Source organism: Xanthobacter wiegelii, assembly GCF_043193855.2.
GTDB lineage: Bacteria > Pseudomonadota > Alphaproteobacteria > Rhizobiales > Xanthobacteraceae > Xanthobacter > Xanthobacter flavus_A.
This window is the reverse complement of the sequence record NZ_CM195529.1, coordinates 3424626-3445837: the sequence shown is the minus strand read 5'-3', so window position 1 is coordinate 3445837 and position 21212 is coordinate 3424626. Positions and strand designations below refer to the sequence as shown.

Annotated in this window: 22 protein-coding genes; 8 read left to right on the top strand and 14 right to left on the bottom strand. The window is 68.5% G+C overall.

All coding sequences use genetic code 11. The features are described from left to right. Positions 1-379 precede the first annotated feature (379 nt). On the top strand, positions 380-2179 hold the full coding sequence (locus tag V5F63_RS16025) for an ABC transporter ATP-binding protein (RefSeq protein ID WP_394100898.1): 1800 nt from the start codon (positions 380-382) through the stop codon (positions 2177-2179). Positions 2180-2422: 243 nt separating this feature from the next. Here the strand turns inward: V5F63_RS16025 and nth are convergent, their stop codons facing one another. Next, positions 2423-3151: an endonuclease III gene (gene nth / locus V5F63_RS16020; protein WP_394100899.1), complete on the bottom strand. Its 729-nt coding sequence runs from the start codon at positions 3149-3151 to the stop codon at positions 2423-2425. A 316-nt stretch (positions 3152-3467) separates the two neighbouring features. Between nth and V5F63_RS16015 the strand changes: the two genes are divergently transcribed. Beyond that, positions 3468-4007: a DUF2244 domain-containing protein gene (locus V5F63_RS16015; RefSeq protein WP_209483794.1), complete on the top strand. Its 540-nt coding sequence runs from the start codon at positions 3468-3470 to the stop codon at positions 4005-4007. A 369-nt stretch (positions 4008-4376) separates the two neighbouring features. Here V5F63_RS16015 and V5F63_RS16010 read toward each other — a convergent pair whose 3' ends face one another. The 5 genes from V5F63_RS16010 to V5F63_RS15990 all read right to left on the bottom strand — a co-directional run bounded on the left by V5F63_RS16010 (position 4377) and on the right by V5F63_RS15990 (position 9246). Beyond that, positions 4377-5072, bottom strand: coding sequence for a ChrR family anti-sigma-E factor (locus V5F63_RS16010; RefSeq protein ID WP_209483793.1), 696 nt, complete (start codon positions 5070-5072; stop codon positions 4377-4379). Next, positions 5069-5650 carry a sigma-70 family RNA polymerase sigma factor gene (locus V5F63_RS16005; protein WP_245327186.1) on the bottom strand — a complete coding sequence of 194 codons (582 nt, stop codon included), beginning with the start codon at positions 5648-5650 and terminating at the stop codon, positions 5069-5071. Before V5F63_RS16005 ends, V5F63_RS16010 begins: the two co-directional genes overlap by 4 nt. A gap of 266 nt (positions 5651-5916) precedes the next feature. Beyond that, positions 5917-7014: an alginate O-acetyltransferase AlgX-related protein gene (locus V5F63_RS16000; RefSeq protein WP_209483789.1), complete on the bottom strand. Its 1098-nt coding sequence runs from the start codon at positions 7012-7014 to the stop codon at positions 5917-5919. Positions 7015-7029: 15 nt separating this feature from the next. Continuing rightward, entirely contained in the window at positions 7030-8448 is a 1419-nt protein-coding gene (locus tag V5F63_RS15995; RefSeq protein WP_394100900.1) for an MBOAT family O-acyltransferase, read from the bottom strand. Positions 8449-8469: 21 nt separating this feature from the next. Next, positions 8470-9246, bottom strand: coding sequence for an NAD kinase (locus tag V5F63_RS15990; protein ID WP_209483785.1), 777 nt, complete (start codon positions 9244-9246; stop codon positions 8470-8472). Between the two features lie 143 nt (positions 9247-9389). On the opposite strand from V5F63_RS15990, the gene cutA reads away from it, so the two are divergent. After that, positions 9390-9710 carry a divalent-cation tolerance protein CutA gene (cutA, locus tag V5F63_RS15985; protein WP_209483783.1) on the top strand — a complete coding sequence of 107 codons (321 nt, stop codon included), beginning with the start codon at positions 9390-9392 and terminating at the stop codon, positions 9708-9710. Positions 9711-9734: 24 nt separating this feature from the next. Here the strand turns inward: cutA and V5F63_RS15980 are convergent, their stop codons facing one another. Then, positions 9735-10781, bottom strand: a complete 1047-nt coding sequence (locus tag V5F63_RS15980) for an MBL fold metallo-hydrolase (RefSeq protein ID WP_394100901.1) — start codon at positions 10779-10781, stop codon at positions 9735-9737. A gap of 156 nt (positions 10782-10937) precedes the next feature. Here V5F63_RS15980 and V5F63_RS15975 point away from each other — a divergent pair, with 156 nt between their 5' ends. Together V5F63_RS15975 and V5F63_RS15970 are read left to right on the top strand one after the other, a co-directional pair. Next, the gene (locus tag V5F63_RS15975) at positions 10938-11201 is read left to right on the top strand and encodes a hypothetical protein (protein ID WP_394100902.1); all 264 of its coding nucleotides are present in this window, start codon (positions 10938-10940) and stop codon (positions 11199-11201) included. A 70-nt stretch (positions 11202-11271) separates the two neighbouring features. Then, entirely contained in the window at positions 11272-11919 is a 648-nt protein-coding gene (locus tag V5F63_RS15970) for a hypothetical protein (protein ID WP_394100903.1), read from the top strand. Positions 11920-12063: 144 nt separating this feature from the next. Here the strand turns inward: V5F63_RS15970 and V5F63_RS15965 are convergent, their stop codons facing one another. Together V5F63_RS15965 and V5F63_RS15960 are read right to left on the bottom strand one after the other, a co-directional pair. Next, on the bottom strand, positions 12064-13077 hold the full coding sequence (locus tag V5F63_RS15965; protein WP_394100904.1) for an amino acid ABC transporter substrate-binding protein: 1014 nt from the start codon (positions 13075-13077) through the stop codon (positions 12064-12066). Positions 13078-13117: 40 nt separating this feature from the next. Next, positions 13118-13750 (bottom strand): L,D-transpeptidase, encoded by a 633-nt coding sequence (locus V5F63_RS15960; RefSeq protein ID WP_394100905.1) that lies wholly within the window; start codon positions 13748-13750, stop codon positions 13118-13120. 457 nt (positions 13751-14207) lie between these two features. Between V5F63_RS15960 and thrS the strand changes: the two genes are divergently transcribed. Further along, complete coding sequence (gene thrS / locus V5F63_RS15955) at positions 14208-16184, top strand: threonine--tRNA ligase (protein WP_394100906.1); 1977 nt, start codon at positions 14208-14210, stop codon at positions 16182-16184. A 54-nt stretch (positions 16185-16238) separates the two neighbouring features. Here thrS and V5F63_RS15950 read toward each other — a convergent pair whose 3' ends face one another. Further along, positions 16239-16589 (bottom strand): c-type cytochrome, encoded by a 351-nt coding sequence (locus tag V5F63_RS15950; protein ID WP_394028167.1) that lies wholly within the window; start codon positions 16587-16589, stop codon positions 16239-16241. A gap of 32 nt (positions 16590-16621) precedes the next feature. Continuing rightward, the gene (locus V5F63_RS15945) at positions 16622-17605 is read right to left on the bottom strand and encodes an RgsD C-terminal domain-containing protein (RefSeq protein ID WP_394100907.1); all 984 of its coding nucleotides are present in this window, start codon (positions 17603-17605) and stop codon (positions 16622-16624) included. Positions 17606-17871: 266 nt separating this feature from the next. On the opposite strand from V5F63_RS15945, the gene V5F63_RS15940 reads away from it, so the two are divergent. Next, entirely contained in the window at positions 17872-18462 is a 591-nt protein-coding gene (locus V5F63_RS15940; protein ID WP_209483771.1) for a nitroreductase family protein, read from the top strand. Positions 18463-18661: 199 nt separating this feature from the next. On the opposite strand, the gene V5F63_RS15935 is transcribed toward V5F63_RS15940, so the two are convergent. Further along, entirely contained in the window at positions 18662-19621 is a 960-nt protein-coding gene (locus V5F63_RS15935; RefSeq protein WP_394100908.1) for a site-specific tyrosine recombinase XerD, read from the bottom strand. Further along, a complete protein-coding gene (locus V5F63_RS15930) occupies positions 19618-19761 on the bottom strand; it encodes a hypothetical protein (protein WP_209483767.1) in 144 nt (47 codons plus the stop codon). The genes V5F63_RS15935 and V5F63_RS15930 overlap by 4 nt, the downstream gene beginning before the upstream one ends. 186 nt (positions 19762-19947) lie before the next feature. Between V5F63_RS15930 and fae the strand changes: the two genes are divergently transcribed. Next, on the top strand, positions 19948-20487 hold the full coding sequence (gene fae / locus V5F63_RS15925) for a formaldehyde-activating enzyme (RefSeq protein WP_394100909.1): 540 nt from the start codon (positions 19948-19950) through the stop codon (positions 20485-20487). Between the two features lie 48 nt (positions 20488-20535). Here fae and V5F63_RS15920 read toward each other — a convergent pair whose 3' ends face one another. Further along, positions 20536-21171: a flavin reductase family protein gene (locus V5F63_RS15920; protein WP_209483763.1), complete on the bottom strand. Its 636-nt coding sequence runs from the start codon at positions 21169-21171 to the stop codon at positions 20536-20538. Positions 21172-21212: the final 41 nt, after the last annotated feature.

Below are 21212 nucleotides of genomic sequence, written 5' to 3'. Positions count from 1 at the left end.
GCCTGCGAAAGGGTCTGGTCCGCGGCAGATCGGCCGGCCATACTGCAGGCGCCGCCCCGCTCCGGGGCCGCGCGGGATCAACATTCCGGCAGGGAGGGGTTATGTCCATGAGCAACACCATGTCCTCAGCCCCGTCCGTGCCGCGCGGCATTCTGCGCCGCGCCCACTGCACGGATGTGATTCCCCGCCAGCCCGGCTCCCGCCGCTAGCTTTTCGGACATCCAGGGGCCCGCAGTCCGCCACCCGCCTGCGCCGATGCGCGGGGTGGGGGCTGCTGACGCGCCCCGTCCTCTTCCCTTCGCGGCGTCGCGCGCCGCGCGTTCCCGTTCCAATCAGGGACCGGCTTTTGGCGCCCCATGCGGCGCGGCCGGATCGTGTCATGTCGTTGTTCCAGACCCACAAGGGCGGGCTGTCGTTCCGCGCCATCTTCGGTTTCCTCTTTGCCCACTGGGCAAAGCGGAAGGGCATCATCGCGGCCACCCTGGCCGCCGTCCTCGTCTCCACCCTCGCGGAAGTGCTGGTGCCGCTGTTCGCCGGCCGGCTGATCGACGCTTTGTCGCTCGCCGACCGGGAGACGGCCTGGCATCTCGCGACCGTGGCCTTCCTCGCCATCGTCGGCCTCGGCGTGACGATGGTGAGCGCGCGGCATGTCACCTACTTCATCATCGTGCGGCTCACGCTGCGCATGATGGCGGACCTGGCGGCGGATGCCTTCGCGCGGGTGCAGCGCTTCTCGTCCGACTGGCACGCCTCCACCTTCGCCGGCTCCACCGTGCGCAAGATCTCGCGCGGCATGTGGTCCCTCGACGTGCTGCACGACACCCTGCTGGTGGCGCTGTTCCCCTCCGTGGTGGCGCTGGGCGGCACGGCGCTGCTGCTCGGCTGGAACTGGCCGGTGCTGGGCGCCGTGGTGGCGGTGGGGGCGGTGGCCTTCATCGGGCTCACGCTGGCCCTGTCGGTCCACTACGTCGCCCCGGCGGCGCGCCTCTCCAATGCGTGGGACACCCGCGTCGGCGGCGTGCTGGCGGATGCGGTGGGCTGCAACGCCGTGGTGAAGGGCTATGGCGCGGAGACCCGCGAGGAGGAGCGGCTCACGCGGGTGCTCGGCAAGTGGAACGCCCGCACCTACCGCACCTGGATGGCGGCCACCTGGGCCGGAACGGCGCAGCTTCTGGCGCTGGTGGCGCTTCAGGCGTCCATCATAGGCACGGCGCTGGTGCTGTGGCATCGGGGGCAGGCGAGCGCGGGCGATGTCGCCTATGTGCTCACCTCCTACCTCGTCATCCACTCCTACCTGCGTGACATCGGCATGCACGTCCACAATCTCCAGCGCTCCCTGAACGAGCTGGAGGAACTGGTGGAGATCCACCACCAGACCGTCGGCGTCTCCGATGCCCCGCAGGCTGTGCCGGCGAAGGTGACGGACGGCACGATCGCGTTCGAGAACGTGACGTTCCACTATGGCGGACACGCCAAGCCGCTCTACGAGAACCTCTCCGTCACCATTCCGGCGGGGGAGCGGGTGGGCCTCGTGGGGCATTCGGGCTCGGGCAAGACCACGTTCGTGAAGCTCATCCAGCGCATGCACGACGTGACCGCCGGCCGCGTCACCGTGGACGGGCAGGACGTGCGGGACGTGACGCAGGGCTCCCTGCGCCGCGCCATCGCCGTGGTGCAGCAGGAGCCGGTGCTGTTCCATCGCTCGCTGATGGAGAACATCGCCTATGCCCGGCCGGATGCCTCGTTCGAGGAAATCCGGCGGGCGGCGGAGCTGGCCAATGCGGCCGACTTCATCGACCGTCTGCCGCGCGGCTACGGCACGCTGGTGGGCGAGCGGGGCGTGAAGCTCTCTGGCGGCGAGCGTCAGCGCATCGCCATCGCCCGGGCCTTCCTCGCGGATGCGCCCATCCTGATCCTGGACGAGGCCACCTCCAGCCTTGATTCGGAATCGGAAGCGGCGATCCAGGATGCCATGGAGCGGCTGATGGTGGGGCGCACCACCCTCGTCATCGCCCACCGCCTCTCCACCGTGCGCTCCCTCGACCGCCTGATGGTGTTCGACAAGGGCCGCATCGTGGAGGAGGGCGACCACGACGCTCTGGTCCGCCGGGAAGGCGGCCTCTACCGCCGCCTGTTCGAGCGGCAGGCCATGGAGCTGGCCAAGGGACTGGCGGCGTGAGTTGACTGGCGGCGTGAGTTGACTGGCGGCGTGATGCGGCTGGTGGCGTGATGATTGGGCCTCTCCGCTTTCGGGCGGGGAGGCCTTTTCGCACCGTCATGCCCCGGCTTGTCCGGGGCATCCACCGGGCCGCATGTGGGGTGCAGGAAACCTGAGACCCAGCCGGCGGAGGAGTGGATCCCCCGGACGAGCCGGAGGATGACGCCGCGACACAGGACAGGGCCAATGTCGGCAGCGCGGCCCTCAGAAATTCTTCTCCGGCCAGCGGCACAGATCGGTGATGAGGCAGCGGCCGCAGGCGGGCTTCGTCGCCTTGCAGATGTAGCGGCCGTGCAGGATCAGCCAGTGGTGGGCGTGCAGCTTGAAGCGGTCGGGAATGCGTGCCTCCAGCCCCAGTTCCACCGCCAGCGGCGTCGCGCCGGGGGCAAGGCCGGTGCGGTTGGCGACGCGGAAGAGGTGGGTGTCCACCGCGATGGTCGGCACGCCGAAGGCGATGTTGAGCACCACGTTCGCCGTCTTGCGCCCGACGCCGGGCAGCGCCTCCAGCGCCTCCCGGTCCTGAGGTACCACGCCGCCATGGCGCTCCAGCAGCAGGCGGGACAGCTCCACCACATTCTTCGCCTTGCCGCGGAACAGGCCGAGGGTGCGGATGTGGTGGGCCACCTGATCCTCCCCCAGCGCCACCATGGCGGCCGGGGTGGCGGCGGCAGCGAACAGGCCCTTGGTCGCCTTGTTCACGCCGGTGTCGGTGGCTTGCGCGGAGAGCACCACGGCGACGAGCAAAGTGAAGGCGTCGGTGTGGTCCAGCTCGCCCTTGGGCTCCGGGTCCTGCGCCTCGAAGCGGGAGAAGGCCTCGGTGATCTCGGCCTCCGTCCACGGCGAGACGGTGCGCCCATGCACCGCGGCCGCCGCATTGGCCACCGCCTTGTTGCGGCGGGGGAGCGGGGGCGGAGCTGGGGCCGGAGCATGCACGACGCGGCCTCGCCTCGTCGGGGGACCACCCCCTCCGTTGTCATGGCCCGGCTTGTCCGGGCCATCCACGCTTCCGCCCGGGCGCTTCCGGGCCTTCGGGTGGGCCGATCGCGCCGCGGTGGATCCCCCGGACGAGTCGGGGGATGACGGCCGCTGAGGGAGGCGTTTAACGCCGCCGACCGGGCCGGCGGGGGCTTTCCCTGCGCTCTTCGCCGGGCGCGGCGCGCGTGGCTGCGTCGCGGCGTCAGCCTCTGGGAGGGGAGCGGGTTTCGGCGGGGTGATCCTGCGCGGCATTTTTCGGGTATAGTACCGGGCAATGCCCCAGACCAGCGACCGAGACATCGCACCCGAGACGCACGCGCAGGCTCTAGACGAGCCCGTCGTCTATGCGGTCACGCTCGCGCCGCACCGTTCCCTCTCCCGGCGCGGCTTCTTCTGGGTGATGGCGGTCATCGGGGCGGTGAGCTTGGTGTCCGGCGCGGCGTTCCTGGCCATGGGGGCGTGGCCCATCTTCGGCTTCTTCGGCCTCGATGTGCTTCTGATCTATATCGCCTTCCGCGCCAGCTTCCGCTCGGCGCGGGCGCGCGAGCACATCCGCGTCACGCCCAGCATCGTGGAAATCCGCCGCGAGCCGGCGGCGGGGCGGCCCTCCACCACGCGCCTCAACCCCTTCTGGACCCGCCTGTGGCGCGAGGACGATGACGAGCATGGGACGCTGGACGTCGCTCTCATCAGCGGCAAGCGCACGGTGCCCGTGGGCCGTTTCCTCGGCCCCGTCCAGAAGGCGGCGCTGGCGAGCGATCTCTCCGAGGCGCTGGCGGTGGTGAAGAAGGGCGTCACCCGCACGCAGTTCTGAGGAGCTGTCATTAAAAGCCCGCGCGGCGTTTGAGCGAAAGCGCCCTTAAAACCCCGCGCGGCGCCTGAGCGCAGGCAACGATAAAGCCCGAACGGCACTCCTCCCCGTCATCGCCCGCCTTGTGCGGGCGATCCACTTTTGGGCCCGAGCGGTTCCCGGACGACGGAAGACGGATGGGCGCTGGGGTGGATCCCCCGGACGAGCCGGGGGATGACGGCTCTGGAACGGACCCGAGCGCCCGGCGCGTGGGAGCCCGCGCGGCGCCTGAGCGAAACCACCTTAAAAGCCCGCGCGGCGCCTGAGCGAAACCACCTTAAAAGCCCGCGCGGCGCCTGAGCGAAAGCAACGCAAAACCTGAGGCCGAAGGCCTCAGAGGAATGGCCGGGTCACCATGCCGAGCAGGCCGCGGAAGCGGATGCGGCCGTCGAAGGCGGCGAGGCAGATGCATTCGCCGTCGTCGTCCACGCGGGGAGAGTGGTCGATGTCCGCGTCGCACTCCACGAGATCGCCGGGGCCGTAGTGGCCGTTGGGATCGCTGAAGCCGCCGCAGATCACATGGGTGAATTCCAGCCCCGCATGGGTGTGCTGGGGAATGGCGCGGCCGGGCGCGATGCGGAACAGCAGCACCTGCGCGTCCGGGTCTTCCTCCAGATGCACCAGGCCGAGCCGCACGCCCGGCGACACCGGCACCATCCGGCCGATGCGGCGCGACGCGATGGCGGGGGGAAGCACGACGCCGGGCGGCAGCTTCAGCCCTTCCGGCAGCGGATGCCGTTTCTGCGGCATCGCGCCCGCGGCTTCCGCGTGGTGGAGCAGGCCGGGATTGCGGCGCGCGGGCGGGCCGTCGAGCCGCGCAAGGACCCGGTCGAGCGCATCGGGGGCGAGGGCGAGCGGCTCGCTGGCATCGAGCAGCGCGCCGCCGACGGCGGTGAACCGCCGCACCGCCGCCCGGCATTCGGGGCAACCGTCGAGATGCACGTCCACCAGCAGGCGGGGACCGGCCGGCAGCGTTCCCGCCGCATAGCGCAGCAGGGTTTCCGTGCCGGGGTGGGTCGAAACACTCATTTCAGGTCTTCCAGCAAGGCGCGCAGACGGTTGAGCGCAAGGCGCACGCGCGACTTGGCGGTGCCCAGCGGGATGCCCAGCTCCTGCGCGATCTGCGAATGGGGCTTCTCCTGAAAGAAGGAGAGGCGGACGATGGTGGCCTGTTCCTCCGACAGCTTGGCGAGGGCGGCACGGACGCGCGCCTCCCGCTCGGCGGTCATGAGGATGGTCTCGCCCGAGGTCTCGTCCACCTCGTCCTCGTGGGTCTCGGCATGATAGGTATCACCATAGCGCTCGCGGCGCTTGAGGTCGATGGAGAGGTTGCGGGCGATCGTGAAGATCCAGGTGGAGGCGGCGGCGCGGGTGGGGTCGAAATAGGTTGCCTTGCGCCACACCGTCAGCAGGGTTTCCTGCGCCAGCTCCTCGGCGGCATTGGCGGAGAGTCCGCTGCGCACGAGGTAGGATTTCACGCGCGGCGCGAAATGGCGGAACAGCCGGGCGAAGGCCTCGCGGTCGGCGCGGCTGGCGATGGCGACGATCATCGCGCTCAGCTCGGCACCGGAGGATGCCACCCGTGGCTCGGCGGGCTGGACGCTCAAGGCCGTCCCTCCCGCCAAACGAAGGCCGGCCTCCGCCAGCTGTCGAGGGCGACGCTGCTGCGGCGGATCACGGAGGAGACGAGGCTCGGCGACATTCATGCCCTCGATACGCGGCGCCCCACCGGGTGGATGAGTGGCCCCGCTTCGAAAAAATGAGCGGCTCCGACCCCTCCCGACGCGGAGGCTGGATCCGGAGCCTATCCGAGCGGCGCCTTTGGCTCCAGCAACGTCACCGTGACCTTTAGGCTAGGTCGCCCACCCGGCTCTCACTCCGCCGGCGTACCCTTGCAGGGCATGGCGCGCTCCGTCGGGGCGTAGATGAGGATGTCAGGCTTGAACTTCTCGATGGCGCTCATCTCGAAGCGGCAATAGCGGTGGTGCATCCACGCATAGGCGGAGGCCTGCGACTGGCCGAGGCCGCGCCAGGAGCCCTGGGAGAAGCTGTCGCCGATGACCATGATGCGCGGGCCGGCATGGCCCGTGTCGATGGCATAGGGCTGGAACGGGTCGTTGTCCGGCACCGGCTTGAAGATGCCGGGGATGAGCTTCGGGTCCTTCGGCGCCACCATCGGCCCCTTGGGCGGGAACATCACGTCCGGCGGGTTGGGCACGGGTGAGCCGGTCGCCCGCAGCAGGTCGCCGGTGAGGCGGGGCTCGGGCGGGCCGAGGGCGTCCTCCGGCTTCACCTCCAGATCGGGACGGCCGGCGGCGGCCATGGCGGCGTTGAAGCCGAGAAGCTGGCCGCGCTGGTTCCAGTGGGTGTCGTAGCGCCAGTGGACCGGCCCCGTCTTCTTCGCCTCGGCGAGAATGGGGCGCATGTCCACGAAGGTGATGCCGGCCGCCTTCATCTGCTCCGCCACGAGGTCATACTCGGTGGGCGATGTCTTCAGGCGCCGGGCATAGGCGGGCAGATATTCGAAATTGGTGGTGTGGCCGTTGGGCGGGATGAGCACCACGAAACGCCCGCCATGGGCCTTCATATAGGCGTTCATGCGCTCGGCGAGGGCGACGATGCCGCTGACCGCCTCCGGCCGCACCAATTGGCCGAGGGACTGCTCCAGCGCGTGCTCGTCCTTGAGGAAGAGCGAGCCGTTCTCCCCCTTCAGCGCGAGGTCGCCCTGGGTGTCGCCGATGAAGCGCACGTAGGAGCGATGGGCGGAAAGCACCGCGCCGCGGAAGCCGAAGGCGTTGTTGATGTAGGGATCGAGCCGGCGCGCCGCATCCTCCCACCAGCGCGCCTCGGGGGCGGCGACCGTGCGCAGCGGCGCCGGCAGGTCCGGGGCGACGAGGCCGATGGTGGGCAGGGTGAGGATGGCGAAGAAGATCACCGCCCACCAGCGGCGGAAGGACATCAGAAGCGGCATGGCGTCCCTCCGAAACTAGAAGCGGAAGTACAGGAACGGCGAGTAGGTCGCCGCGCCCACCGAGAGCACGCAGAGCAAGAACAGGCCCCACACCACGAGACTGTCCACCGCGCCGAATACGGCGAGGCGCGTCTTCGGCGCCATGCTCCGCCCGCCGGGGCGGGGCAGGCCGAACATGGCGAGCGGCCACGCCAGCACGAGGATGGCCAGCGTCACCGGCTTCAGCTCCACCTCCAGCTGGGCGGAAAGATAGCCGGCGCCGTTCATCCCCACGAGGCCCTGGAACAGCTCCAGCGCCTGCGGCAGGCTGTCGGCGCGGAACCACACCCAGCCGGTGAGCACCACCAGCAGCACGTAGAGGTGGGAGAGCACGCGCGGCGCGGTCTTCAGCCACGCGCCGAAGCGGGTGCGCTCCAGCACCAGGAAGGTGCCGTGATGGGCGCCCCAGATCACGAAGGTCCAGCTCGCCCCGTGCCACAGGCCGCACAGAAGGAAGACGGTCCACAGGTTCGCCGCGGTGTGCCAGTGGCCGTGCCGGTTGCCGCCCAGCGGAATGTAGAGATAGTCGCGGAACCAGCTCGACAGGCTCATGTGCCAGCGGCGCCAGAAATCCGAGATGGAGCGCGCGCCGTAGGGCAGGTTGAAGTTGCGCGGAAACTTCAGCCCCATGGCGATGGCGAGGCCGATGGCCATGTTGGAATAGCCGCCGAAGTCGAAATAGATCTGCAGCGCATAGGCGGTGACGCCGAGCCACGCCTCGCCGAGATTGGGCGTGGCGGTGTTGTCGAACACCGCCGCCACCACGGGGGCCACCTCGTCGGCGATCAGCACCTTCCAGGACAGGCCGATGACGAAGATGCGCAGTCCCGCCGAGACCCGCCCCAGCGTCGTGCGGCGGTCGCGGATGCGCCGATGGATGGTGGAGTAGCGGACGATGGGTCCCGCCACCAGTTGCGGGAACATGGTGATGTAGACCGCGATCTCCTCGAACCGCCCGTTGGCCGAGGCCTTCCGGCGGTACACGTCCACGAGGTAGGAGATGGCGTGGAAGGTGAAGAAGGAGATGCCCAGCGGCAGCGCCGGATGCACCACCGGCAGCGCGAGGCCGGTCGGCGCCAGCAGCACGTTGATGTTCTGCGCCAGGAAGCCGGAATATTTGAAGGCGATCAGCCCGGCGAGGTTCGCCGCCACCGCGAGGCCCAGCACGCGCAGCCGCCAGCGTTCGCTGCGGCGGTCGATGGCGAGGGCGAGGACATAATTGGCGACGATGGACACCGCCAGCACCGCCACGTTGGCGATGCCGCCCCAGGCGTAGAACACCAGCGAGAAGGCCAGCAGCACCATGTTCTTCGCGCGCACGCCGGGGGTCGCGAAGTAGCACAGCAGAAAGGCCGGCAGGAAATAGAACAGGAAGGTGACGGAGGAGAAGACCATGGCTCGCCGGCGCCCGTGGCGTCAGTAGACGAACTGCTCGCGCAGGATGCGTTCGTCGAGACCGTGGTCGGGGTCGAACAGCATGTCCACGGAGGAGGTGGGGTCGAGCCGCGCGGAAACGGCGATGATGTCGCGCACCTCGAAATGGTCGGCCGCCGCGCTCACCGGGCGCTTGTCGGCCTCCATCACGGCGATGTCGATGCGCGCGCGGTCCGGCACCAGCGCGCCGCGCCAGCGGCGGGGGCGGAAGGGCGAGATGGGGGTGAGCGCCAGGAGCGCCGTGCCGAGCGGCAGGATCGGCCCGTGGGCGGAGAGGTTGTAGGCGGTGGAGCCGGCCGGGGTGGCGACGATGATGCCGTCGCAGATCAGCTCCTCCAGCCGCATCTTGCCGTCGATGGAGATGCGCAGCTTCGCCGCCTGATAGGACTGGCGCAGCAGCGACACCTCGTTGAAGGCCGGGGCGCGGTGGCGCATGCCGTTGGAGGTGACGGCTTCCATCATCAGCGGATGGATGGTCACCTGCTGGGCGGCGGTGAGGCGCTCGACCAGCCCCTCCTCGCGGAAGGTGTTCATCAGGAAGCCCACAGAGCCGCGATGCATGCCGTAGATGGGCAGGGTACGCTCGCGGAAGCGGTGCAGCGTCTGCAGCATCAGGCCGTCGCCGCCGAGGGCGACCACCACGTCGGCGTCCTCCTCCTCGACCAGGCCGTAGCGGGCGATGAGGCGCTCGCGCGCGGCCTCGGCCTCGGGCGTCTGGCTGGCAACGAAGGCAATGCGCTGGAAACGGGGTTCGCTCATCGGTGCGTCGGTCAGGAGGATCGTCCGGTCGGCGGGCCGGGAGCGGAAGGGGCCGGGAACGGTCTAGCGGTCCCGCCGCAATCTGTCGAGGCGCCGGGCGGGATGGTAGGGTCGCGGGTGAAGCCCATCGCCCGGAGGAACTCATGCCCGCGCGCATCGTCTACGCCACCTTCCCCAGCGTCGCGGCGGCCGAGGAGATGGCGCGCGCGCTGGTGGAGGCGCGTCTCGTCGCCTGCGCCAACATCCTGCCGGAGATGGTCTCCATCTACCGCTGGGAGGGACGGATCGAGCGCGGCACCGAGGCGGTGATGATGCTGAAGACCACCTCCGAGCGCGCCGCCGAGGTGGTGGAGGCGGTGCGCGCCGCCCATCCCTACGATGTGCCGGCCATCGTCGTGCTGCCGCTGGACGGCGGGCTGCCCGCCTATCTCGCCTGGATCGCCGGCGAGGTGGCGGCGGGGTGAACCCGCCGCCTTGCCCTCAATGCCTCACAGCACCGGGCGCCAGTAGATGGGCTGGTAGCGGTAGCCGTCGCCCTGCTTTTCCAGATAGGCCGCGCCGGGGAAGGGGAAGTGATAGCCCGCCACCAGGATGCGCTCCGCCGCGAGCCGGTCGTAGGTCTTGCGCCGCACCGCCTCGGCCGCCGCCGCGTCCATGTCGAACATGGCGTGCCAGCCCGGATTGGCCACGAACAGCGCCGGCAGGTTGGTGATGTCCGACTGGATGAACAGGGTATCGAAGCCCGACTCCAGCTCGAAGGAGGTATGCCCCGGCGTATGGCCGGGCGTGCCGACCGCCTTGAGGCCCGGCGCCACCTCCTTGTCCCAGGCGTAGCGCTCCACCTTGCCCTCGAACGGCTTGAACACCCGTCGCACGTTCTGGAAGCCGGCCTTGAGGCCGTCCGGGGCGCGGCTCATCTGGCCGTCATCCATCCAGAAGGCCCATTCCTTCTCGGGGACCATCAGCTGCGCCTTGGGAAAGACCGGCGTGCCGTTGGCGGCGAGGAGGCCGTTGATGTGGTCGCCGTGGAAATGGGAAATCACGATCTGGTCGATGGAGGCGGGGTCGATCTCCAGATCCTCCAGGGTGCCGCGCACGAGGCCGACCGGCCCCGCCTGCCCGCCGTTGCCGGTATCGATCAGCACCTTGCGCCCGCCGATGTCGAGCAGCAGGACGGTGAAGGAGATCGGCACCTGGTTTTCCGGCAGATAGGCCTTCTTCAGCGCCACGTTCACCGCGTCCTTCGGCTGGTTGCGCACGAAGGTGTCGGAGAGCGGAATCGTCCGCATGCCGTCGGAGATGGCCGTCACCACCACGTCGCCGACCTTGTAGCGATAGGCGCTCGGCACCTGAGCCGGGCCGGCCGCCTTGGCCGGATTGGCTTTTGCCGCGTCGGGATTGGGGGCGGGGGTGGACTGGGTGCCGGCGACCGGCTGGGTCGGGTTCTGGGCGGCGGCGGAACCGAGTCCGCCGGCGATGGCACCGGCGATGCCGGCCGTGCCGGCCAGAAGGGTCCGGCGGGAAACCTCGGTCATCCAATTCTCCTCGGGGCGTGAAGCGCCGGGAGATTAGGACAAGGCATTGAGGCAGGTTGGTGTCGTATGAGAATGCCTAGCCAGCGTCCATGCCAATCCTATCGACTCCTTATCCAACGTCGCGCTATGGTTGTAGCCTGGCAGGGAGGGGCGTAGATGTCAGACAACGCTAAGGCGGGCGAACTAAATGAGGCTGATGACAGCCCTTTGTACGCAGACCCAAATACTCCGATCGTCTATGTAGAAGCAATTGCTAATCTTGCGCACGGGAAACATGTCGCCAAATTTTATCTTGGCCGGTTTGATCCTTCAATTAGCGGAGTTGGAGACAGCCAATTCAACGCTTCTATTCAGATCGTTATGCCAATTGATGCACTAGTAAATTTTTTGCATTTCTCGAAAACTCTATCGAAGGCCTAGTTTCTGATGGCCTCATCGACGCAGCTCGACTCGAGGAGTTCCGGAAGAGGCTACGGGGCGGGGGCGCGGAATGAGCCCAGTTTCGACACGGGCGAGCACCCAGAAAAATACTCCATCCCCAATGGCATTTGCAAAACGGCTCTCCCCCAGCAGAGAACAACCGTCAAGCTCCATCAAAGTGGGTCCGCTTACGCCAGAAGGAAAAATCTCGAACTACATTTTCCCACAATCGTTGCCGGACCAAACGAAAGAGCGCATATCTACGCCCATGGAAGAAAGCTTGGTTGACGCGAAAATCGCCGCCGCAGAAGCCCGGACGGACGCCAAGTTCGCCACGATGCAAGGAGATGTGCGCACCGGATTTGCCGAACTTGCCGGCAAGATGGATCTGATCCTCGCGCGGATTGATGGGTCCAATAGGGAAACTGCGTCGCTTCGTGACGAGATTAAGGAAACGAAGGCCACGGTTCGTAGCGAGAACAATTCGACTCGTATCACTATGATCGTAACCGCGATTGGTTCCGTCCTCGCGATCCTTGGGATATTGGCCGCCATGCTGGCATTTGGCGGTGATCAGCTCGGGCGCGGCGTCGATTGGCGGGACAAAGTCCAGTCGACCGTCGATCAGGCGATACAACAACGCATGACGCCTCCATATGCGCCGGCTCTGCCACCGCCCGCTGCCAACACTACCCCGGCTCCGACAGCAGACCACTGAGCTATCCCCACCTGAGATTCAGCCGGCCCTGATGCCCGAACGGAAACGCCGCGCTCACATCCCTGCGAGCGCGGCGTTTTGAATTGTCAGCTTGACCAACAGCTTAGCCGCAGGGACCAGCGCACCGCCGATCCCTGTACCGTATCAACGCACCGGCGGGGCGTACTGGATGCCGCCCATGCTCCACAGCTGGTTGATGCCGCGCGGGATGCCGAGCTTGGAGGCGGCGCCCACGTTGCGCTCGAAGCTTTCGCCGTAATTGCCCACCGCCTTCACGATGCGCACGACGAAGTCCTTCGTCACGCCCAGCTCCTCGCCGTAATTGCCCTCGTTGCCGACGAGGCGCTTCACCTCGGGCTTCTGGGACTTCACCGCGGCGTCGAGGGTGGTGGTCGCGACGCCCAGTTCCTCGGCGTTGATCATGGCGAACACGGTCCACTTCACCAGGTTCGCCCACTGGTCGTCGCCCTGGCGGACGACGGGGCCGAGGGGCTCCTTGGAGATCACGTCCGGCAGGACGATGTGGTCGCCGGGCTTCGTCATGGTCAGACGCAGGGCGTAGAGCTGCGACACGTCGGTGGTGAGCGTGTCGCACTTGCCTTCGTCATAGGCCTTTACCAGCTCGCCGGAGGTGGGCAGGGTGACCAGCTCAAGCGTCATGCCGTTGGCGGCGAAATAGTCCTTGGTGTTGCTCTCGGCGGTGGTGCCCGCCTGCACGCAGACCTTGGACTTGTCGAGCTCGAGGGCGGACGTGACCTTGCGGGCGTCGCGCACCAGGAAGCCCTGGCCGTCGTAATAATTGATCGCGGTGAACAGCAGGCCGAGCTTGGCCTCGCGTTCCAGCGTCCAGGTGGAGTTGCGCGAGAGCACGTCGATCTCGCCCTTGGAGAGGGCGGGGAAGCGCTCGTCCGCGGTCAGCGGCACGTACTTCACCTTGTTCGCGTCATTGAAGATGGCCGCCGCCAGCGCCTTGCAGACGTCGACGTCGAAGCCCATCCATTTGCCGGAGGCGTCCTGGGCGGAGAAGCCGGGGAGCCCCTTGGAGACGCCGCAGACCAGTTCGCCGCGGTCCTTCACGGTCTTGAGGGTCTGCGCCGTTGCCCCCGTCGCGCCGAGCGCAACGGCCGCGCCGGCCAGTAGGGCCAGGATCGTCTTCATGAAGTCCCCCAGTGAGGAAGTATCGGAGAAAGAGCCGCCCTCAGAGGGCGGCTTGCTGGCGCACCACGACCTTGGTGCCAACCGGAACGCGGCTGTAGAGGTCGATGATCTCGCTGTTCACGAGGCGGAAGCAGCCGGAGGACACGGCATAGCCGATGGTCTGCGGCTGGTTGGTGCCGTGGATGCGGTAGACGGTGCCGCCGATGTAGAGCGCGCGGGCGCCCATGGGATTGCCGGGGCCGCCGGCCATGAAGCGCGGCAGATAGGGCTGGCGCTGGATCATCTCCGACGGCGGAGTCCAGTCCGGCCACTCGGCCTTGCGCTCGATGGTCTTGAGGCCCGACCACTGGAAGCCGTCGCGGCCCACGCCGATGCCGTAGCGCATGGCGCGGTTGTCGCCCTGCACCAGGTACAGGAAGCGCTCGTTGGTGTGGATGACGATGGTGCCGGGCTTTTCCGTGGTGCGGAAATACACCGGCTGGTGGCGGAACTGGGGATCGAGCTGCGCCATGTCGTCGTCCGGGGCGGTGAGGCCCGGCTGCTCGTCGATGTCCATCACCGCGCCGGGGCCACCGCGCGGGCCGACCTGCGCGCTGGCGCCGGTCGCGAAGGCAAAAACGCCCACCTGAAGCAGGGCGGCGAAGGTCAAGGTCTTGATCGTCACAGGCATCATGCCGGCCTCTTCTAGACGCATACCGGGCGATAAGCCCGGTCGAGCGGTGTCCTCGCCGGCCGTGCAGCTTTGAAAAGCGCGCGTCCGGTTTCCCACCCCGCGTGAACCGCCCTGCCTTCCAGAAAAGGCCCTCCCTGGACCTTTCCGGAACGACGCCAGCATGGCGAACACTCACGACCCCGCTTCCCGATTAGCCGAGGCCGCGCGCGAGGGAAAGGGGGGACGCGGCCGAAGCAGTGCAGCATTTTGGCCCTGAACGGTTTCTGAACGGTATCCAGAGCGCGGAAGCCGCCGGTTTCACGGACCGGGGCTGTCGCGAACCTTGCTTCGCCGCCGTTCGAGCCGCCTCGCCCCGCCCGCGCGCTTTACGCGGCGCCATGGCCTCGCCTAAAAGGGCGCGCTTAACGAAAAGGCCTACCTGCGAGGTGCGCAGGAGTGGGCCGCAAGGAGCCGAGACATGATTTCCCTGACCTTCCCCGATGGCGCCAAGCGCGACTATGCCGAGGGGACGTCCGGCGCGGACATCGCCGCCGCCATCTCCAAATCCCTCGCCAAGAAGGCCGTCGCCGTCACCCTCGACGGGGAACTGGCCGACCTCTCCCAGCCCATCACCCGCGACGCGAAGCTGGAGATCGTCACCCGCGACGACCCGCGCGCGCTGGAACTGATCCGCCACGACTGTTCCCACGTGATGGCGGAAGCGGTGCAGGAGCTGTGGCCGGGCACCCAGGTCACCATCGGCCCGGTGATCGAGAACGGCTTCTATTACGACTTCGCCCGCAACGCCCCCTTCACCTCGGAAGACCTGCCGGTCATCGAGGCGAAGATGCGCGAGATCATCGCCCGCGACCGCCCCTTCACCAGGGAAGTGTGGACGCGCGAGGAGGCCAAGCGCGTGTTCGCCGCCAAGGGCGAGAACTACAAGGTCGAGCTGGTCGACGCGATTCCCGAAGACCAGGACGTGAAGATCTACAAGCAGGGCGAGTGGTTCGACCTCTGCCGCGGCCCGCACATGCCCTCCACGGGCAAGATCGGCAACGCCTTCAAGCTGATGAAGGTGGCGGGCGCCTACTGGCGCGGCGATTCGAACAACCCGATGCTCACCCGCATCTACGGCACCGCCTGGCAGGATGAGAAGGAGCTTGGCGCCTATCTCCACCGCCTGGAGGAAGCCGAGAAGCGCGACCACCGCCGCCTCGGCCGGGAGATGGACCTCTTCCACTTCCAGGAGGAAGGCCCCGGCACGGTGTTCTGGCATCCCAAGGGCTGGACCCTGTTCCAGGAGCTGGTCGCCTACATGCGCCGCCGGCTGAAAGCCGACTACAGCGAGGTCAACGCCCCGCAGGTGCTCGACCATTCGCTCTGGGAAACCTCCGGCCACTGGGGCTGGTACAAGGAGAACATGTTCAAGGTCCAGTCGGCCGGCGACGAGACCAAGGACGAACGCGTGTTCGCGCTCAAGCCCATGAACTGCCCCGGCCATGTGCAGATCTTCAAGCACGGGCTGAAGAGCTATCGCGACCTGCCCATGCGCCTCGCCGAGTTCGGCGCGGTGCATCGCTACGAGCCTTCGGGCGCGCTGCACGGGCTGATGCGCGTGCGCGGCTTCACCCAGGACGACGCGCACATCTTCTGCACCGAGGAGCAGATGGCGGCGGAGTGCCTGAAGATCAACGATCTCATCCTCTCCACCTACGCCGATTTCGGCTTCGAGGAGATCGTGGTGAAGCTCTCCACGCGGCCGGAGAAGCGCGTCGGCTCGGACGCCGTGTGGGATCATGCCGAAGAGGTGATGACCCGCGTGCTGGCCGAGATCGAGGCCCAGTCGGGCGGGCGCATCAAGACCGGCATCCTGCCGGGCGAAGGCGCGTTCTACGGCCCCAAGTTCGAATACACGCTGAAGGACGCCATCGGCCGCGAATGGCAATGCGGAACCACGCAGGTGGACTTCAACCTGCCGGAGCGCTTCGGCGCCTTCTATGTGGATGCGGACGGGCAGAAGAAGACGCCGGTGATGATCCACCGCGCCATCTGCGGCTCCATGGAGCGCTTCACCGGCATCCTCATCGAGCACTTCGCCGGGCACTTTCCCCTGTGGCTGGCGCCGACGCAGGTGGTGGTCGCCACCATCACCTCCGACGCGGACGATTACGCCGCCGAGGTGGTGGACGCGCTGAAGGCGGCGGGGCTGCGCGCGGAACTCGACCTCCGGAACGAGAAGATCAACCTGAAGGTGCGCGAGCACTCGCTGGCCAAGGTGCCGGTGCTGCTGGTGGCGGGCAAGAAGGAGGCGGCCGAACGCACCCTCTCCATCCGCCGCCTCGGCTCCAACGCCCAGACCTCCGGCGCGCTGGACGAGGTGATCGCCGCGCTGGTCGACGAGGCCGTGCCGCCGGACCTGAAGCGCAAGGCGCTGGCCGCGAAGGCGGCGTGAGGGGATTGATAAGCTGACAGGCGGGGCGCTTCGGCGCCCCGTTCCTTTTGGCGCCTACTTCCGCAGCGTCGCGAGATAGGCCGCGAGGTCCGCCGCCTGGGCGCGGGTGAGGGAGACCTGCGGCATCTGCGGGTGCGGGTTCAAGAGGCGGAAGGCGAGCCAGGGGCCGGAAATGTCGCCGTCGCGCGCGGCGATGCTGGCGAAGGTGGGGGCGTCGCTGGCGGCGCTCTGGGGCGCGGTCCCGACCACATGGCAGCTGGCGCACCAGCGCTGGGCAATCGCCTGCCCGGCCGAGGCGTCGGCGGCAAGAGACGGCGTGGCGGCGAGAGGCAGGGCCACGAGGCCGGCGGCAACGAGGACCGCGCGCGTGGCGATACCGGCCAAGCGCGGAAGAAGACGCACCATGGGGACCCTCCGGACGAGGCGGCGGACGGGCGTCACTTCGCCAGAACCTCCACCTCCTGATTCTTGCCGGCCTCGACCTTGATGTCGCGGCTGAAATTCTTGCCCTCCCGGCGGGCGATGACCGAATAGTCGCCTTCGGACAGCACGAAGGTCGGGAAGGCGCCGATCGATTCCTTGATGGTGTCGCCGCCGGGGGTGATGACCGTCCATTGCGTGTCCGCCTGCGCCTCGCCGTGCGCCACCTTCACCAGCTTCAGGCTGATCTGCGCCGCCCGGTGGTGGACGGTCGCATCGGTGAGCTTGCCGGGCTGGACGATCACGTCGGCGCGCACCACGGCGTTGGCGTCGCCATAGGTGGAGACCACGTGATAGGTGCCCTCGGGCAGCAGCACCACGTCCCCCGCGGCGGCGCCGCGATAATAGGGCTGGCTGGAGGTGCGCCCCTGCAGGAAGGAGCCCTCGAAGATGTCGAAGGTGAGCTTCTGCGCGGGGATCGGCTTGTCGTCCACGTCGGCGGCGAGGCGCAGGGCGCCGGCCGGCACGTCGAACGCCTGCCGGCGCGACACCGGCCCCATCTGCACCCGCTGCGCGGACGTCGCGAAGCCGTAGGCGACGTGGATGATGTAGCCGCCGGGATTGAGGAAGAAGACGGGCGCCGGCTCCGAGCTTTCCGCCACCAGCGGGAAGGCGCCGGTGGAGGCTTCGGGCTGGTCGGCGAAGACGCGCCAGACGAGGCCGCGCGGAATGGCGCCGCCTTCCGCACCGAAACGCGCATAGACGCCCAGCGCCGCCTTGCCGGGAGGCGCCGGCGGCAGCACCGCGTGGGGCTCGCGTCCCGGCTGGCTCGAGGGGGCGGGCTGTCCGGGCGGCGGCGGCAGCCCCGGCGGCAGGCCGGTGGGCCGCGCGGCGGGCGGCGTGCCGAACGGGCCGGGCGGCGGAGGCGCGGCGGGCGGACCGAGGAACTGCATCGACTGCGCCCCGGCCGGCGTTGCGGCGAGGACCAGAACGGGCGCCATCAGAACGGCCCGGAGCGCCGGCGCGAGCCGGTTCGCCCACCAGCTGGCCGCCGGCCTCCGCCGGGCCGCTGTGAACGGCTGGAGGCGAGCAAACCGGGAGAAGGCGCGGGCGAAGCGGATCATGCCCTTGACGTGCACAAAATTCAGGGCGGATTCAAGTCACTCCCCATTCCCCCATGCGGCCGGTTGCCGCCGCGCCCCAGCGGTTCCTTACCGGGCGACCGCTCTGTAGATTGCCCGGAGACATTCATCGGAAGCCATTGCCCATGACCGACAGCGCCGTTTTCAAGTCGAGCCCCGAGACCATCGCGCTCCTCTCCACCCGCCGCTCCTCGCGCGTGCTCGATCTGGTGGAACCCGGCCCCTCGGCAGAGGAACTGGACACCATCCTCACCATCGGCGCGCGAGTGCCGGACCATGGCAAGCTCGCCCCCTGGCGTTTCATCGTGATCGAGGGGGAGGGGCGCGCCCGGGCCGGCGAACTGCTGGCCGAGGCGCGGGCGCTCTCCGATCCCGGCGTGGCCGACACGCATCTCGACGACGAGCGTCGCCGCTTCCTGCGCGCGCCCCTCGTGGTGGCGGTGGTCTCGCGGGCGGCGCCGCACGTGAAGATCCCGGAGTACGAGCAACTGCTGTCGGCGGCGGCGAGCTGCCAGAACATCCTGGTCGCCTGCGCGGCGCTCGGCTACGGCGCCACCTGGCTCACCGAATGGACGACCTACGACGCCAACGCCCGCGCGGCGCTGGGCCTCGACGAGTTCGAGCGCTTCGTCGGCTTCATCTATATCGGTACCGCCACCCAGAAGCTCGAAGACCGCCCGCGACCATCGCTGGCGACGGTGGTGACGCGGTTCTGAGGGGGCGCGGTCTTCGTCCCTTGCTCCACCGTCATCGCCCGGCTCGTCCGGGCGATCCACGGTTGGGCTGGACCAAGATTTCGGACAAGGCCCAAGGCGGATGGGTGGATCCCCCGGACGAGCCGGGGGATGACTGTGGCGGGGTCGGGACGAGGGATGGCTCGGTCCAGCCGAAGCCCGAGCATGCTTGCGTTGCAGATCACTCATCCCCCAGCGGATGCAGGTCGCGCACCATGCTCTTCAGGCGCTCGTCCAGAACGTGGGTGTAGATCTGGGTGGTGGAGACGTCGGCATGGCCGAGCAGGGTCTGCACCACGCGCAGGTCCGCGCCATGGGCCAGGAGATGGCTGGCGAAGGCGTGGCGCAGCACGTGGGGGGAGAGCTTCGCCGGGTTGAGGCCGGCGGCCAGCGCCAGTTCCTTCAGGTCGCGCGCCGCCTGCTGGCGGGTCACGTAGCCGCTTTCGCCGGACGACGGAAACAGCCAGCGCGAGGCTTCCAGCCCCGCCGCCTTGCGGGCATCGAGATAGGCCGCCATGGCTGCCCGCGCCGGCTCAGACAAAGGCACCAGCCGCTCCTTGCGCCCCTTGCCGGTGACGAGGATGGCATCGCCCTTCGCCCGCGCGGCGGCGGCCGGCAGGGAGACCAGTTCCGAGATGCGCAGGCCGCTGGCGTAGAGCAGCTCCACCATTGCGGCGGTGCGGCGGCGCTTGAGCAGCTCCGCCCGCGCCTTGCCGGCGGCCTCGCCTTCCGCCGCTGGCGCCTCGGCCGCCCGCGCGTGGGCCGTCTCGATCAGGGTCGAGACCTCCTCCACCGTGAGCACCTTGGGCAGGGGCCGCCCGCGCCTCGGGCCTTCCAGCACGGCGGCGGGATCATCCCCCCGGTGCCCTTCGGCATAGAGGAAGCGGAAGAACTGGCGCACGGCCGAAAGGCGCCGCGCCACGGTGGTCGCCTTGTAGCCACGGGCGGAGAGATCGGCGAGCCAGTCGCGGATGGCTCCGGTGTCCGCCGCGGCGAGGGCGCGGGGGGCCAGAAACTCGGCGAGGTCGGTGAGGTCGCGCCGGTAGGCGTCGAGCGTGTTGGCGCCGGCCCCGCGCTCCACCGCCTGCATGTCGAGGAAGAGCGCGAGCGGACCCTGGGACGCCGGGCCCGCGCCGGTCATTTGCCGATCTTTTCGGGGGCGACGGTGAAGGAGAGTTCCCGCTCCTGCGGCTCCACCTTGGTGGCGAGCGCCCAGAGCGCGGCGTAGCCGAGGCCGCCGAGCACGGCCAGCACCACCAGAATGCGGAAGAGCGTGGGCATCGCTGCCTCCCTCGAACCGGGGCGCGAATCGCCCGCACGGCGCCCCTCGCGCCAGAGGTGCCACGGCCCGCGCCCGCGTTCAAGGCGAGGCGCCACCCGCGTGCCCTTTGGCACCAGCGACGCACGGTCGCCTTGGACGTGCGGGGCGGCGGGTGCTTACCTGCGCCCTCCAACGAGGAGGAAACGATGAGCGACATCTGGTTCAAGGCGGGCGAGGCGACGGTGCTGGCGGCGGACGGGCAGGTGACGGACGCCATGCCCGAAGTGCTCATCGGCTCGGTGCGCGGCCCGGTGGGTCAGGCCTTCGCCTCCATGATGGGGCAGGTGCAGGGCCATACCCGCATGTTCGTGGTGCGCGACCTGAACCAGATGGTGCGCCCGGCGACCATGATGACCACCAAGGCCACCATCCACACCGCCGAATATGTGGAACTGCTGGGCGGCGTGGTGCAGGCGGCCATGGGAGACGCCATCGTGGATTGCGTCAGCGAGGGCATCATCCCGAAGGATCAGGTGGACGAACTCGCCATGATCATCATGGTGTGGCTGGACCCGCGCTGCCCCGAGGACCCCAACCTCGACAAGGCCGACCTCTACCGCACCAATTACGAGGCGACGAAGCTCGCCATCGCCCGCGCGCTGAAGGGCGAGCCCTCCATCGACGAGCTGATCGCCAACCGCAAGAGCGTGAAGCATTACGCGCTGGACGGCGTGATCGACTATTGAGCCCTTCCGCCCACCGCTTATCCCCCGGCCAGGCCGGGGGACGACGGGTCAGGCCTTGGTGCGCGCCTTCAGGTCCATCCCGCCGCCCGGCGGACGCTCGCGCTCGGTCAGCTCCTCCACCCAGGCGTAGTCAAGATAGCCGCAGCGGGCGAGGGACTTCATGACCCGCATGTCCACCCGCCCGTCAACGATGGCGGCGTCGTCCACATAGACCCCGACGATCTCGCCGATGATCATGTGCTGGTCGGGCTGCGTGCCGTCCTTCCCCTTGGGGCGGAAGGTTTCCACATAGACGCATTCGAGCGCGCAGGGGCTCGCCGCCACGCGGGGCGGCTTCACCAGGCGCGAGGGGGCGCGCTCGAGGCCGACGAGGTCGAACTCGCTGACATCGCGGGGAGCGGGGGCGGACGTGAGGTTCACCGCGTCCACCAGGTCGAGGGTGGCGAGGTTGCAGACGAACTCGCCCGTGGCCTCGATGTTGGCCGCGCTGTCCTTGTGGCCGGCGGACGAGAACATCACCAGCGGCGGCGCCTCGCAGATCAGGTTGAAGAAGGAATAGGGGGCGAGATTCGCGACGCCTTCCGGCGTCAGCGAGGAGATCCAGCCGATGGGGCGGGGCGCGACGATGGCTTTGAGCGGCGAGAAGGGCAGGCCGTGGTTGCGCTTGGACGGCTCATAGAACATGGCGGGGCAGATCCTGATCCGGAAGATGCCGGACCATAGCC